Below are 15,868 nucleotides of genomic sequence, written 5' to 3'. Positions count from 1 at the left end.
GAGGTTTCGAACTAAGAGTTTTAGCTAAAGAAACTTTTTTTGCAAATACTTGCGCTAATTTCATATTTACCCTCCTTTTTTATTAAAACTACTATTTTATCCAGACTCAAAAATAGAGAGTTTGATAATATACAAATAAGACTATTATTTGTCAAGCTCTTATCAGCTTAACTTGGTTAATAAGTTTGACTTTGTAAGAACAAAAAAATAAAGTATTATCCACATAGATACGAATCTAAATTTGTAACGGTCAGAATTTATGCAAACATTACAAGCTATTAAAAATCGTAAATGCGTTAGAGAATTTCTTGATATTCCTATAGATAAAAAGATATTAGAAAAGCTTTTTGAGGCCGTAAGATGGACACCATCAAGTAAAAACACCCAACCATGGAAAATTGCTATAGTAAGCGGTGAAAAGAAGAAAGACTTGATGAATAAGATACTCTCTGCATGCGATAATCGCGAACCTCCAAGGATGGAGTATGGGTATGATGGTAATAGTCCATTAGAAGGAGAACTCAAAGAACGTGCTGTTAAATGTGGCCATGATTTATACAATGCTCTAGGTATCGCTAGAGAGGATAAAGAAAGACGTATCGAACAATGGAAAAAAAACTATTTATCATTTGATTCACCTTCAGCTATATTTATATTTAAACATCCGGATACAGGGATTAGTGGCTATATGGACTGCGGAATGCTTATCCAATCAATATTATTAGCTGCTATTGACCTAGGACTTGCCACATGTCCACAAGCATCTTTAGGACACTATCCAGATATAGTCAAAAAAGAACTACAAGGATTTGATGATTATACTTTACTATGCGGTATAGCAATTGGTTATGAAGATACTAGCGCAGCCGTAAATAACTATCGTACGGAAAGAGAATCTCCCGAAAGTTTTGTCACCTCCTTTTAATACTTCTGTAATACTACTCATAGTGATATTATAACTATAACCTTATTATTAATTTTTTATACATAAGATGAGTGGTATTAACAAAGATATAATAGAAGCAACGCGTTACTTTCTTAAATTAGTGGAATTAGGGTCTTATAGTTCTGTTAAAAAATATTATTCTGTAGAATTAAACACTATAAAGAATAAAATAGATGCTCTAGAAAAATACCTTGATCTAAAATTAATTCGAAATGTACAAAATCGTATATCTCCAACTAGTGATGGGATGAAATATTTTCATTCTTGTAACAAACTGGTTACAGATCTAGAGAATACTATTCATAATGTTAAACAAAGTGGTTTTAGACAACGTCAATCTATCAAGGTTCTTGGTACTCCACTATTTATCAAGATAATAATTGATCTAGCATTGCCACAGATACAACAAATTAACAATGATGCATTTAACTTTGCTTTAGATAGCTATCAAGCAGATAATATTAATGGTAGTCAGTTTCAATTTGACTCTTACAATGTTATACAGATATTTAATAAACATCTTGAGTTTCTTGATTTAGATGATTGGATAGTTTGTACATCTGTAGATGCTGTAAAATTACCTGCATACTTATACGGAAATAAAGAGTTTGTAAAAGATCTACATAATAATCCAGAGAAGGTTCTTGAAGCTCCTCTAGTATTTAACAGATATGACTTTTCTCAAGGTACAAATGAATTTAAGCATGATAATAAAAGCTACAAATTTAATCTTGATAAAATTAAGTTTACAGTTGATAACGAGATCCAAAAAGCTAACTTATTGATGAGTGAAAATACTATTGGCTTTATGCCAAAATTTTATTATGATGCTGTCCTTAAGGAATGTGAAGATGTTGTCAAAATAGAGGGCTTTGAAATAGATTTTCCTTTAGAGTCTCATTTGATACTTATATACAAGCACTCTAAATATAAAGACGAGCTTCTAAAAATTGTTAGAGAAGGTATCAAAAAAATACAAGTCCAATATCAGTAGATTTTAAGCTTTTCTACTACGAATGATATAATGCTCTGTAATTGCTACTGTTGCATGAATAAATATTACAGCTAACCCAATATATGCAAAAACTTCATGGATTTCTTTGAGCCTAACTATACTATCTCTTGAGAGTACATCTGTAATAGCTGGTAAACCAAAAGGAATAACATAGGTTCCTTTTGCACTTATCAAACACCAACCTAATATTGGCATAATAATTAACCAAAAATATAAAAATGAGTGTACTAAATTAGCTACTACAGCCCTAAATCTATTATACTCAAGTCGTTGTCCTATAAATGGAAAACTTACAAATTTTCTGATAGCTAACCTTAAAATAGTGATAAACAGAACCAAAAAACCAATATATAAGTGAGATGTTTTCATAACATCATGAAATACAGAGTGTTTACCCAATATACTTCTAAACTCTATTGATAAAAAAGCTAGAAATATCAAGATAACCGTGGTCCAATGAAGATAAACCATAAACTTATTGATCTTTGTTTGCATTTAAGTATTAGGTAGTAAGTTTAATTGCTTTGAATTATAGGCTTTTTATTTATTAAAAAAAGATATTTATAGTAATTAGCTCTTAGAAAGATCCAAAAATTTTAAAAAGAATCATGTATATAACACTAGTGACAACTATACAAGCAGGGATTGTCAAAATCCAAGCTGTTGCCATTTTTCTAACAACTTTCCAATTCACACCAGCATCGGCATATCCTGCACCCATAATAGAACCTGATGCCACTTGAGTAGTACTGACTGGCAAACCGATATGTGAAGCTCCCAAAACCAATATACCTGAGCTTAGTTCTGCAGAAACAGCGTTAACAGGCTCTAGTTTTGATAACTTTGCACTTAGAGTCTTAATTATCTTTTTACCTCCTGATAGCGTTCCTAAGCCCATCGCAACACCACATAAGATAATAACCCAATTAGGAACCTGCGTAGTTTGTACAATCCCTGCGCTCAATAATGCTAGAGTTATTATAGACATGGTTTTCTGAGCATCGTTAGAACCATGAGAAAAAGACAATAAGCTAGTAGATAGTACCTGCATTTCTCTTATGTATTTATTTGTAGTTCTAACCATAAAAAATCGCATGAAAATATTCAGCAAAATAATACATATTATCAAAGCTAAAAAGAATGCCATAATAGGTGAACTTATCATTGGAATCAATACTTTATGAACTACAGTAACATAATTAACATCCTGATAACTTGCGCTAATAATCACCGCACCAACCAATGATCCTATCAAAGCATGTGATGAACTTGATGGAATACCAAAGCTCCAAGTAAAGAAGTTCCAGCTAATTGCACCAAGTAATGCTGATATTAGAACAATATCAGTAACAACACTTGTATCAACTAAACCTTTTGATATTGTTGCAGCAACAGCTGTTCCAAAAAAAGCACCTAAAAAATTAAAAAATGCTGCTAGTCCAATTGCTTGATAAGGTGTTAATGATTTTGTTGCAATTGGTGTTGCAACCACATTTGCTGCATCATGAAAACCATTTGTAAACTCAAAAAACAATGCTATTACGATGATGGCTATAAGCACTGATGTAATCATCTTTATATTTACCCTTGTTCGTTAGACTTCTTTTACATACAATCTCATAATTGACTCTGCTACAGACGTACATGTAGATATAGCACTTTCTATAGCTTTATAAATATCTTTAACTTTCATGATAAATATTATATCTCCCTCATCATAATGAGAGAATTTCTTAAGCGCATGGCCTAACTCTTCAAGCACATTTTCATCCAATGCTGTAATTCTAATATAAAAATTTTTAAGTTCTTTATTATCGCCACTAACAAAAGCTTTCATCATATCATCAAGTACTTTTGTCATTTTACGTAATGTCTCAACACTATTAGCTAAATATATATTTACATTACCGCGCTCTTCTTCCATCAATATCTGCATATATCTATGAATTTTGACAATTCTTCTATTTAATTTTAGAAGTAAAGTAGTAATGTTGTGTAGTTCCACCCTATCCACAGGAGTTACAAAATAGCGAGCTAGCTCATGGTCCATTTTGTTAGCTACTTCAACAGTTACAGTTCTTGTCAATCTTAGCTCTTCTGATAGCTCAGATATCGTTAAGTTATCTTCCTCTTTAACAAGTTTGTCAAGAATTCTAGCGGAGTCTTCTACAGCCTCAGTCGCTTCTATCATCAAATCAAAAAAAATCTTATCCTGACTAGGAATCAAACTTTTAACAAGTTTACGTAGCATTTATATAATCTCCCTAACTACTTATTCAATATTTATTTTAACACTCAAAGTCTACAACAAAAAAATAAAGAATAGCAACAAGAAATCACTTTAAAAAATATATCTAAAAAAGCATTGCTTTTGCGGCAGCCCTAAAATATAATGTCGAACCCTTGATTCTAAAAGCCAAGCTTTTTTTATAAAAAAAGCTAATACTCTATAATAAATATGCAAAAAAATAAATACTTTATTTATTAAACTTTTGTACAACTCTAATAATAAAAATTCAGATAAATAATCATAATCCAAACAATTAGCTCTATTACAAAAGATACAAAAACCAAAGCTGAACCTGCATCTTTAGCTTTCTTTGCTAGTATGTGATAGTCAGTTGTAACTAAATCAACTACTCTTTCAATAGCACTATTTATAATCTCTGCATAAATTGGCAACATTGATACAATCTGTAAAATAAACTTTGAAACTATACTAAAAGGCAATACCCAAATAGTCACTGTCAAAATTATAAAAAGAAGTAACTGCAGACGAAAAGATCTTTCACTTTTGAAAATATCTACTAAGCCACTTAGTGCATATGAAGTATTTTTAAAAAGTGTATATTTAGGCTTATTTAACATCTAATCTACCCACTATCTCCATAGTTTACAAAAATATTTAGCCTTGGACTATATACTACTGTCTTGATATTCATAAGTCCTAAGAATGAGTCAAAAACATTATCTTAAAGTGTCTTCTCTCTCAGCTTCTTTAACTAAACAAGCTTTATCAAGCTTATTATCTTTTAAGAAGTCTTTAGAGAACTACATAATCCATTGCTATCATATATTTAGTAGTAACTTCTTTGCTATCTAAAGTATCAATAACTTTTGATAATATACAGTCAATATACAGTATAGTATTATCCGTAAGTATTTACTAATTTTTCTCTACTACAAGCATTTATATCACCCTGATCACATGTTGGAGTAAACTGTTTGAACTCTGTAGGATAACGCTGATAATAAGTTGGTCCATGGCTCCCAACTAAATGTAAAACAATTACCTTACTTTTACCATCATCATTTTTTGCAAGATTCTCTTTTAGCTCTTTTAGTAATACTGAGTCATAACAGAATCCACCAGCACTATTACCTTTACAGTCACTAGTATTTATATAGATATTTTCTATTCGCTTACATACTCCGGTATATCTACAATCATATCCATTATTATACCAAGTAACATCTAGACCTGCTTTTTTCATGATATCTAATACATCTCTAGCAGTAACTTGTCTTGCATTGTAGTCAACTCTTAGCATATTAGATAGCATACAAGGTACAGATAATGCTGTATAAGTGCCACATGATGCTACATCTTGTAATGCAATAACTCCAAGATCTTTAGTGTAAGAGTTTGTATCTCTATCATATCCATTATACTGATAATTCTGCATTCTCGCTGTCTCGCCTAAGACAAATACCATTAGATTTAGTTTATCGGCATTTCTAACTTCTTTTGCACCATCACCAATTGGCTGGTACGGTAAAGGCGGAATAAACTTCTCTGCAATAATTGCTGAAGAAATACCCACATATATTATTGGATTTGGATAGTCACCTAACTCATTATGATTTCTAAAGAATAGAAAAGTAGTTTTTACATTTGTAATTAAAATCATTACAACTAATATTAAAGTCCATATGATATTAGCAATTCTAATCAAAGCACTCTTACTAAACTTTGGATATATTATTTTCGCTCTAAGAAGTATAGCTATCGGCAAAACATCCAAAAATATAAAACTAGCAATACTTCCAATAGATAAATAGGATGGTGCCTCATGAGTATTTGTATCAAAAATACTCTCAACCACACCATAAGTAAAAGTAATTCCAACATCTCAGAGTAAAAAACAATTGCTCTAATTACAATTAGAATAATCATTAGTGGTTTAAATATATAGTGAAAGTTAATCAGATTAAAAATCAGAAAAAAAGCTATGAAACAAACTGCAAAACAGCTAATACAAACTATAAGCTAAATGTACTATCTTGAGCAACATCTTGGAAAAATTTTATAATAAGTGGGATATTATATACATAGCCCAAAAGAATACTTAGAATAACTGTAGCTTTATAAACTCGTACTTGCTTCGGGAATATTTTTTTATCACGAGCACAATACCTTACATTTTTTGATTTCTCTGAGAATAATATACTTAATTACAAAGCATTTAAAGAGTAGTAATATCAGCTGATATTTTGATTGAGAAGTCTTTTAAGTATAAAGTTCTCTTCATAAGCCTCTTCTAGCAAAACTAACTTAAACCTTATTTTAGATCCTGGTATATATTGTGATAATTTATTAATATCTGCTTCAATAACATTTGCAATCCGTGGATATCCCCCTACTGTTTGTCGGTGTCGTAACAACACTATCGGACCACTTGGAGCTAGCTGTACTGTACCATCCGTCACAGGTTGAGAGATCATTTCAATTTTTTGTGTATCAAGAGAAGCTCCCTCTAAAGGTAACCCCATCTGACTTGAGTTTGTTGAAATAGTCCAGGTATTTTCAAAAAAAACACTATCTTTTAAAATATCATACTCAGGTCCTTTGATTACTCTTATGAAACTATGACGATAATTTTGGTTTATATAACCTTCCAATCCTGATGATCTCTGTTTGCCAATCAACTCAATGGTTTGTGATTGTTTTTTTACTGCAAAAACTATTGTGCGAAAACCTTTCTTTGAACCTTTGAACTCTAACTTTTGTCCTCTATTAAGCTCAAAGACTTGATTATAATTTACACATAAATTTTCATCGATAAAAGTATCTTGATAGCTAGCCCCACACAGATAAATCAATATATCATCAACTGCCACAATCTCGGTGGGATAAATCATTTCAGTAGCTTGAAAATCTGTAGGCTTGTTAAAGATATTATAAGCTGTCATAAAGCTTAATTGATCTTGAGCACCTTTGGGAGATACTCCTTTGTCTTGGTTGCCACACTCTCGCAATGAAACAGCAAAAAACAATCCTCCTTTAGTCGAAAAGATATTCTCCATAACTTTAGTCTCTACTCTTATGTAATTGCTGTGCTAATTCTAAAGCTATCTTACTATCAGAATGTATACATATAGTTTGTGACTCAAACAAAATATTTTGATCATCTATAGTAATAAATCCTTGTTTAAGCTGATTATATTGCTTAATTGCCTCTACCACATCATGAATCTCTGCATTTGGCTGACCTCGTGGTATTAGCATAGGATTATTAATACTATCTAGCATATACCCTCTCTCTGCAAAGCTTTCTTTAATAGTTTTTATACTCTTTTCTTTAGCATACTCTGCAACTATACCAAAAGGACTAACCACCAACTCTTTGATATCATTCTTAAGACACCATTCAACAAAGATTTTTGCTAGCTCGTGATTAACATTTAGCTCATTATATAATGCTCCATGCGGTTTAATAGCTTTAATCTCTCCATCAAAAAGTGCAAACTGCTCATCAAAAGACGAACATAAAGTATCATAATCAATGTCTATAACTTTTCTACCAAAGTTTTCCCTATCAGGGTAGGAAATATGTGCTGTAATTTTGACATTGCAATCTCGGCATAGCTTCACATAATAATCAACACTTTCTTTATTACCCGCATGACCGCCACAAGCGATATTTGCAATATCTATATATCCGACTAACTTATCATCAATAGGATGAGCAACGCCTCTCTCTCCTAAGTCACAATTTATCAAAAGCATCACTTCTCCCTAAAAATTATCTTATCACCAGCACTAAAGTTAGAAAAATCTCTAAAATCAGATGCTCCTATAATATTCCAACCACTCGGCGACTGCTCAGGAAAAATTGTTGTTTGAGAGCCCCCAATTGCAACAGACCCCGCAGCTATTCTATTTCGTGGAGTCGCTAAACGAGGCACACTTAAACTTTTATCAAGGCCAAGTAAGTATGGGAAATATGGTTTAAAGCCTAACATCGCAATATGATATTCAACTTGAGTATGTCTTTTGATAATCTCAGCAATATCTAACTCTAACACTTGCGATACTTTAGATAAGTCTTCACCATTATAATCTACGTCTATATAATGAGTTTTTGAATCTATAGCTTCATTGAGATCTATAGATTCAATTCTAGCTAAAATAGTATTTTGTAAATAATCAATATCCATATAGTCAAAATGAAAAGCTATTGAATTATAAGTCGGAACAATATCATAGATACTATATTTATGACAAAAAGCTCTATCTCTAATAAAAGACTTATAGATATTTAAAATTTTGAGATTATCATCTAATGATAATTTATTACTGATATTGTAAATAAAACAGTTTTCACTCAAAAAATAATAATTCATTAGCAACTACCTTAAAGAAACTCTTTGAGTACTAGTTATTGTTTATTATAGACTTTTTAAGATTTTCTGGCTCAAATTTATATAGCGTTATCAAACCAACAATCGCACTTATACAAATCATACCCACAGCCATATAATCAGATATAGAGTAAGCTAAGAAGAAACATAAGAATGGCAATAAACCACCAAACACCCCAAAACCAATATTATAAGCTAAAGCAAATCCAGTATAACGAATCTCTCTAGGCAAACATTCTGTAAACAACACCATAATATTGCCATAGAATATTCCAAATATTGCTCCCATAGTCACAAAGAAGACAATCAATAAATCACTATTAGCCTTATATAGCGCATACATTGGTAATGACAATATAAGCATCAAAACAAGACCAAATGCAGTAATCGTTTTTATTTTAAAATACTTAGTAAGTCTAGCAGCAATATTACATGTAATAATAAACATGATAATACTAATAGTTGTCAATACTGCGACATTAACATCCGTATGACCTAATATTTTCTTAATAATATTCGGTAGGATTGTAATCTGGAAATAAGCAACAACAGCACCAGGAAAGCATAATAAAATCATATATATTAAGCTTTTATAATTTTTGAGTATTACTTTTGTTAAACTCACATTTGATTTTTCAGGTTCTTTTTCATCACCACTATGCTTGATAAAGAATGATAGTACAACAAGTATAATCGCTATCCCAAAAAGTATTCTCCAGCCACCATTTGCCATAGTCTCATCTGGAATTAGGTACCTAATAACTTGAAAAGTTACGATCGCTAACAATATTCCGCCAAAAGCACTAGTTATAACATTTACACCAGCTTTAGCCTTACCAAATAATGTTGACTCTGCCTCAACAAGAATAACAACTGAACCACTATACTGTCCGCCTATTGCTATACCTTGCAAAACTCTAAAAGCAACTAATAGTAAAGGAGCCAAAATACCTATAGTTGCATACGATGGTAACAATGCCATTCCAACAGTAGGAACCCCCATAAAAAATGCCGCTAATGCCAAAGCAGTAGAGCGACTTTTTTTATCTCCGATATAGCCAAATATTATACCACCAAGAGGTCTCGCTAAAAATCCTGCAGCAAATGCCCCGAAGGCAGCTAAGAACTTTATAAAATGATCACCTGGGAAAAATGCTGCACCAATATATGCTGCGCAGAATGAATATACAGTAAACTCATACCACTCTGCTGAGCTTGCTAAAAGCACTAATAGTTTTTTCATAAAAATAATATTATTTTTTACATGATTCTTTAATTTAAGTATATTTTTCAAAAAAAATACACTTTTTTGAGTCTTTTTATGAATTTTTTTAGAATTTAACTGTAACGAAAAAAAGAGAAAATAGTAATTATTTAAGTCTAACTACTAAAACATCGACATTAGCTTCATGCAAGATGCTATTTGCTGTAGAGCCTAAGAAAAATCTACCAATAGCACTTCTTCTGTGACTTCCCACAACGATCAAGTCATTTTTATTCTCAGCTGCTTTTTCTAATAAACTATTAGCGATACCACCTATCATTACTGACTTCTCTCCAGTGATACCATTTTTCTCAGCAAATTTCTCTATTGCATGTTCAACTTTCTCAGTTTCATACGTCATTAGCGAAATGCTATCATTAGGTATAACAAAAGCAGTATCAATCTTTGAACCATAAAGTTTTGCTATATCTTTTGCTTTTTCAACCACTACACATGAGTCATTTTCAAGATCAGTAGGTACAAGCAATCTTTGATAGTTATGCGCTTTACTTGCTTCTTTTTCATTCTCACTAACTCTCACAGTTAGCACATCACATTTTGCTTTATGTAGAACAGCATTCGCCACTGAACCTAGAAGTAAATTTATACCATGAGTTGCATGAGAACCTAAAACGATCACATCACAGTCACTCTCTTCAGCATAATCAACAATCTCAACAGCCGGATTACCAACCAGTACTTCGTGTTCAACATTGATATCTGAAATCTTAGCTACAAGCTTATCTAGAGCTTCTTTTGCTTCTTGCTCTATCGAATGCTGAAAATCAACTATAGATGGTGCAAATGGAGCTACACAATCAATAACTGTAACAACCTTTAAAACTTCTGTATTGTTCTTTTTAGCGAAATCTACCGCAGAGTTAATAACGATGTCTGCATTTTCATAAACATTCACAGCTAATAAAACTTTTTTGTATGCCATTAGGATTCTCCAAATTTGTTCTTCCTTCAATTTCCATTATAACAAACAAAAATAAAAAATCATTTAATTACGCATCAAATCTTGGTTTTATAAACAGCTTTAAAATAATGCCAAATTTCATTTGTTAAAGGCTTTTCTAACTCAAAGATATACTCAACAAACTTTTTTTCAGCAATTATTTCTTTAGCAACTAGACACTTAGCAACTATACCAAGATAAATATAACTATTATCTTTATTTACTCGTGCAAAAACATAGCTTTTATATTGATTTTGACTAAGTGCCTTTTCTAAACGATCATCAAGAGTCTTACCTTTTTTTGAGTAATACGAAAAAGTCTGTTTTGAGAGAAACTTATTATCATATATATCAAATTTTTTATTCTCATCAAATGTCATAAACAGTAGTACTTTATCTTCAAAAGATCTATATCCAGCAAGATTAACCCCTCCATTGGCATAATCTTGATTAAATAGATGAGCAATCTCTTTTTTAGAATATTTTGCGTATAACGATAGTCCATGAGACTTATTTAGACTATATTTTTCAAAAAAAACTTTTTTATTATAGTCTATTAAATCTTTAACTTGCTCATACAAAAATCTACTCTCATCAATAACATCTGATATCAATAGCTTAATCTCTTGCCCATCTACAGATATTAGAGGCTCATAATCTGCTCTACCTGCATTTACTGTGAATATTCTCAAAGACAAATGCTCTAGTGCATTTGCAAAACTTATAATATCAAAATCAACTAAACTATCACGTAACACTGCTTCTAAACAAGTTTTACTCATAGTTTTAGATTTCAAAAGCTCCTCTAAAGTTAAAATCTCATAAAGCCTTTTTGCTGGAGTAAACTCTTTAGAAATAAATTTTAGAATATTGTATTGTCGTTGATCTAAACTCACCACATCTTCTTTAAAAGCTTGCAAAATATCGTAGTAAGTATCTTTAGTAGATAAAATAACCTCTGGTGAGATAAAGTTATACTGCTGAAACTCTACTAATCTAGGAATTCTGCCTAGTTCCTTCTTTAACTGAACATAATCTTTTTTTATATTCTTTAGTTGTGAGAAGTTTGTCCTTTGGATATTTTTATAGATTATTTCCTTAGCAATATTACTAAAGGTAATTGTGCTTTCACCAGCTAAATAGTTATTTGGTGAAACTACAAACTTTTTAAGCTCGTCCTTGTCATAACTATTATCTCCACTTAATGCCACAGGAATAAGAAAATTGTTGTTATAATTTGCAATAAAATCAAGAATCACAACAAAGTCTTTAGATTTATACTTACGCAGTCCACGCCCTAATTGCTGTATATAGACTATAGCGCTTTGAGTAGGTCTTAGAAGGATAACCTGATTAACACATGGAATATCAATACCCTCATTAAAAATATCAACTGTAACAATAATCTCAAGTAACCTACTCTCAAGCTCACTGATAGTTTCTTGCCTTACACGCTCTGAGTCTTGACTTGATAAAGCTTTAGCCTTGATACCTCTTTGACTAAGCTTAGTCGCAAGTTGTACTGCCTCATCAACATTACTAACAAACATTAAAGCTGATCGCGATTTGCCACTATAACCATAGAAACTAGCTTTATCAATAATATGCTCAACTCGTTGGTCACTAATTAATTTAGAAAAATCCTTCGCAAAAACCTGTTCTGATTCTAAATAAAAATCCTCTATAGCAAAATAGTGAAATGGACAAAGAAAATTATACTCTAACGCCTGATGAAGCCTAATTTCATAAGCAATGTTATAATCAAAAAGCTTGAAGATATCAGCATTATCACTCCGCTCTGGAGTAGCAGTCATCCCAAGTAAAAATTTTGGCTTAAAGTGTGATAAAACTTTTTTATAACTTTGTGCTTCTGCATGATGAACTTCATCAACTATAATATAGTCAAACTCATTTGTCTCAAAACTTGCTAATGTTTTAGGGTTTTTTAGCGTTTGCACCGTAGCAAATAGATAATCTGCAGGATCTTTAACTTCTCCTGTATACAGACCAAGTGTCTTATCTCTTATTACTTTTTCAAAAGTCTCTTTTGCCTTTATTGCAATATTTGTACGATGCACTATAAATAAACATCTTTTCGGCTTTACTTTTGCCACATCAAAAGCACTTAAAAAAGTTTTTCCAGTCCCAGTAGCGCTAATTATTAATGCTTTATTTTTGCCTTGCTGTCTTAATCGATCTAAATTCTCAAGTGCATCTTGTTGAACCTTATTAGGAGATATTTTAGTCTCTATAAACCTATAGGTAGCAATACTACTACTTATTTGTTGATGTATTTGGCTATATTCCTGAATAATATCCCTCGCATATTTGGCTTTAGCAAAAAGATAATCAAACTCTGCTAAAACTTGCTCCGTTGTTGAGTCATTATTAGAAGTTTCAAAAAGCAGATTCCATTCGTTATTTACTGTAAGTGCTGACTGAGTAAGGTTTGAGCTACCTAGAATTATTCGCCAACTATCCTTATTACGAAAAAAGAAACCTTTGGCATGAAAATTATCATCACTAAGAACTTTTAACTCGATATTATTAAATTCCATGAGCTTCTCAAGAGCTTTAGGTTCTGTAAAATTTAGATAACATCCTGTTAAGATTTTTCCCTTTACTCCTTGAGTATTTAATTGACGTAAAGTCTCTAAAATGCAAATGACTCCACCTAAAGTCACAAAAGCAACACTTATAACAAACTCTTCACAACCTTCAAGTTGACTAATAATTTCAGTAAGTATCTTAGAACTTTTAGAATTTGTAAGAAATCGCTTTGTATCGTGAGGCATTTATAGTTACATTTTTACAGGTACAGTTGAATCGAGATTTCTTTGACCATTTTGACTTTTACCCCAACAATATAGATTATTTGTATCTTTTTCAATACCACAGGTATAGGTAGTTGCCATGCTTAATCTACTAAACTCGATATCCGTCTTAACTTTTTGAGGCTTATCAAAAAGACCTTTCTCACCATTACCAACTTCACCACTACTACCATCACCCCAACAGTATGCATGACCTTCTTCATCTAATGCGCACGCATAGTGAGCTTTTGTATATACTTTCTTGAAGTTAATACTATTATCTATATCTACTCTTAAAGGCTTTTTGACTTTTTTGGCATTAGTATCACTACCTAATTGTCCTCTTTTATTACTACCCCAGCAATAGACATCTTTTTTATCATCAAGCGCACAATTAAAATCATCGCCTTTACTTACATCTTTAACATCTTTTAACTTCTTGTAGTGTCGCGATATTTTTTTTGCTGCATCTTTATCGGTATGCTTAGAGCTAGTATTTATATTATAATTTCCACACTTTAACTCCCCAGCGCCATCAAATCTACAGTTGTAACTATTAGAGTCATCTTTAGAGAATTTATTGTTATACTTCTGTATTTTTCCATCATCTCTATAGTTATTATTTTCATATGCAAAACTACTATCAGTTGAATGATCATAGTCTCCAAAAAAAGATTGCGTAAACGTACTATTAGCAAAAGCCATGCACAAAAATGACATCAAAACTGTCGAAATAACAATTCTCTTCATAAATAAATTTTAATTTAAAGCTACTAATATAATATTAAGTAATAATCAAATAAAATACTAGTGATTACGCTTTAGGTGGAAATGTTTTTTGCTCACAATAGCGAAGAAAACCAAAGAATCTCTCTTCTTTTGTGTAATTATCTCTATCAACATAAGGCCTTGTTATCAGTATCGGGTAACAACCTGCTATCAAACAAGCAAGACATCCGGTTAACAACCTATCATCAACAAGTGCTAACTCACTAGGCAGGCAACCAAGCAGATTAATTATTTTTTCTAGACCATCTGGATATGGTTTTTTTGCAACACCTGATATAAATCTTATCTTAGGGAATTTTTTTTTAAAGTACTCTAGTCGCTCTTGAGTAGGTTTATTAGAAAGAATGAAAACTCTATCTTCTGAAAAACTAGTAACAAATTTTGTAAGCCAACCCATAACTTCAGGATGCATCTCAGCCTTACCATGACTTGCCAGAACTCCATCGAAATCTAGAGCAAGATATTTTACTTGATTCTTGGTCAGCATCTCTGGAGTTAAATTTATTATAGTCTCTAAATGATTAGTATCAGATAACCTTAGAGCTTTTCGATACTTAAACATCTTCCCTATAGTATAAAACGCGCGCTGTAGCATAATATTTTATTTTTATAGTTTTATATTTATAGTATAGCAACAAAACAATCTATTAGCACAAATGTGTTTTTGAATTTATGCTAACTAAAATTCTCAAAAAATTATATATCCCTCTAATTTGTCTACTAAGCATATCTTTGGGTATCAGCTCACAAATAGTAAATACAAACTCTCAAAGCTACTACAATAACGCTGTAATTTTTGCAAAAGAACTCAAAGATAAAAATATCTGTGGTACGGATGAAAAATACTCTTTAGAGGACTTCTATAAAGGTCTAAAAGATAAAATAAATAATCAAGATAACTTTTTCCTAAAAAAACATGATAATAAAAAAATTAGCTTCTCGATAGGATATAAAACCGGAATGAGTAGCCTTAAGAAAGGCTTTCTTTTTAGTCCAAATCCAACCAAACTATACAACCCAAAAATAGTTTTAGCTGGGATTTCTGATCATTACAGTAATACTACACCTAAATTTAAGCTCATAGAAAGCACTAAACTTAGAGAAATTCTCAATAGTGATTCTCAGACTCTTCCTAAAGATATTAGCGCTGATCAGTTTAACTATAGTTTAGGTTTTAATTTATTTGAAATACCAAAAAACTATAGTTCATCAAATATTGTAGACAAAAAATCTTTCATTGAAGGTATGAAAGCAGGTCTAAACAATGAGAAATATAATCTTTCAAAGCAACAAGTAGCTGAATTTAGTTACATCATGGGCACTTTCTATAGCAATAACCTAGAGAGAGAACAAGATAAAAATGCTTTTTTAGAGGGATTTGAGAGTGAACTACCCAAACAACCACAGAAGTTCGAAAAGTTTGAAGCCTAGAAAG

Annotated in this window: 16 protein-coding genes; 3 read left to right on the top strand and 13 right to left on the bottom strand. The window is 31.5% G+C overall.

What is annotated here, in order from left to right; translation table 11 throughout:
* Window positions 1-259 precede the first annotated feature (259 nt).
* Together ACKTR7_RS07110 and ACKTR7_RS07105 are read left to right on the top strand one after the other, a co-directional pair.
* Window positions 260-925 carry a nitroreductase gene (locus tag ACKTR7_RS07110; RefSeq protein ID WP_407877657.1) on the top strand — a complete coding sequence of 222 codons (666 nt, stop codon included), beginning with the start codon at window positions 260-262 and terminating at the stop codon, window positions 923-925.
* A 67-nt stretch (window positions 926-992) separates the two neighbouring features.
* Window positions 993-1,940 carry a LysR family transcriptional regulator gene (locus ACKTR7_RS07105; protein WP_044525384.1) on the top strand — a complete coding sequence of 316 codons (948 nt, stop codon included), beginning with the start codon at window positions 993-995 and terminating at the stop codon, window positions 1,938-1,940.
* A gap of 3 nt (window positions 1,941-1,943) precedes the next feature.
* Here the strand turns inward: ACKTR7_RS07105 and ACKTR7_RS07100 are convergent, their stop codons facing one another.
* The 13 genes from ACKTR7_RS07100 to ACKTR7_RS07040 form a co-directional block, all read right to left on the bottom strand.
* Window positions 1,944-2,456 carry a cytochrome b gene (locus ACKTR7_RS07100; protein WP_407877656.1) on the bottom strand — a complete coding sequence of 171 codons (513 nt, stop codon included), beginning with the start codon at window positions 2,454-2,456 and terminating at the stop codon, window positions 1,944-1,946.
* A gap of 82 nt (window positions 2,457-2,538) precedes the next feature.
* Window positions 2,539-3,534 carry an inorganic phosphate transporter gene (locus ACKTR7_RS07095; RefSeq protein WP_407877655.1) on the bottom strand — a complete coding sequence of 332 codons (996 nt, stop codon included), beginning with the start codon at window positions 3,532-3,534 and terminating at the stop codon, window positions 2,539-2,541.
* Between the two features lie 21 nt (window positions 3,535-3,555).
* Entirely contained in the window at window positions 3,556-4,212 is a 657-nt protein-coding gene (locus ACKTR7_RS07090) for a hypothetical protein (RefSeq protein ID WP_004286766.1), read from the bottom strand.
* Between the two features lie 251 nt (window positions 4,213-4,463).
* Complete coding sequence (locus ACKTR7_RS07085) at window positions 4,464-4,829, bottom strand: diacylglycerol kinase (protein ID WP_407877654.1); 366 nt, start codon at window positions 4,827-4,829, stop codon at window positions 4,464-4,466.
* 281 nt (window positions 4,830-5,110) lie between these two features.
* The gene (locus ACKTR7_RS07080; RefSeq protein WP_407877653.1) at window positions 5,111-6,067 is read right to left on the bottom strand and encodes a phosphoethanolamine transferase; all 957 of its coding nucleotides are present in this window, start codon (window positions 6,065-6,067) and stop codon (window positions 5,111-5,113) included.
* A 376-nt stretch (window positions 6,068-6,443) separates the two neighbouring features.
* Window positions 6,444-7,268, bottom strand: coding sequence for a 5-oxoprolinase subunit C family protein (locus ACKTR7_RS07075; protein ID WP_407877652.1), 825 nt, complete (start codon window positions 7,266-7,268; stop codon window positions 6,444-6,446).
* A gap of 4 nt (window positions 7,269-7,272) precedes the next feature.
* A complete protein-coding gene (locus ACKTR7_RS07070) occupies window positions 7,273-7,971 on the bottom strand; it encodes a 5-oxoprolinase subunit PxpA (protein ID WP_407877651.1) in 699 nt (232 codons plus the stop codon).
* Entirely contained in the window at window positions 7,971-8,588 is a 618-nt protein-coding gene (locus ACKTR7_RS07065) for a 5-oxoprolinase subunit B family protein (protein WP_407877650.1), read from the bottom strand. Before ACKTR7_RS07065 ends, ACKTR7_RS07070 begins: the two co-directional genes overlap by 1 nt.
* A 31-nt stretch (window positions 8,589-8,619) precedes the next feature.
* Window positions 8,620-9,849, bottom strand: coding sequence for an MFS transporter (locus ACKTR7_RS07060; protein WP_407877649.1), 1,230 nt, complete (start codon window positions 9,847-9,849; stop codon window positions 8,620-8,622).
* A 127-nt stretch (window positions 9,850-9,976) separates the two neighbouring features.
* Window positions 9,977-10,813 (bottom strand): universal stress protein, encoded by an 837-nt coding sequence (locus ACKTR7_RS07055; RefSeq protein WP_407877648.1) that lies wholly within the window; start codon window positions 10,811-10,813, stop codon window positions 9,977-9,979.
* Window positions 10,814-10,887: 74 nt separating this feature from the next.
* On the bottom strand, window positions 10,888-13,626 hold the full coding sequence (locus tag ACKTR7_RS07050; RefSeq protein WP_407877647.1) for a DUF3427 domain-containing protein: 2,739 nt from the start codon (window positions 13,624-13,626) through the stop codon (window positions 10,888-10,890).
* A gap of 6 nt (window positions 13,627-13,632) precedes the next feature.
* Window positions 13,633-14,394, bottom strand: a complete 762-nt coding sequence (locus tag ACKTR7_RS07045) for an RCC1 domain-containing protein (protein WP_407877646.1) — start codon at window positions 14,392-14,394, stop codon at window positions 13,633-13,635.
* Between the two features lie 64 nt (window positions 14,395-14,458).
* Window positions 14,459-15,028, bottom strand: coding sequence for a YqeG family HAD IIIA-type phosphatase (locus tag ACKTR7_RS07040; protein ID WP_407877645.1), 570 nt, complete (start codon window positions 15,026-15,028; stop codon window positions 14,459-14,461).
* 77 nt (window positions 15,029-15,105) lie between these two features.
* Between ACKTR7_RS07040 and ACKTR7_RS07035 the strand changes: the two genes are divergently transcribed.
* Window positions 15,106-15,864 carry a hypothetical protein gene (locus ACKTR7_RS07035; RefSeq protein WP_407877644.1) on the top strand — a complete coding sequence of 253 codons (759 nt, stop codon included), beginning with the start codon at window positions 15,106-15,108 and terminating at the stop codon, window positions 15,862-15,864.
* The last annotated feature ends 4 nt before the right edge of the window (window positions 15,865-15,868 follow it).

The sequence above is a fragment of the Francisella sciaenopsi genome (genome assembly GCF_045862875.1).
Classification (GTDB): Bacteria; Pseudomonadota; Gammaproteobacteria; order Francisellales; family Francisellaceae; genus Francisella; species Francisella sciaenopsi.
Note: the sequence above shows the minus strand (reverse complement) of the source record. Positions and strands in the feature narration are given on the sequence as shown.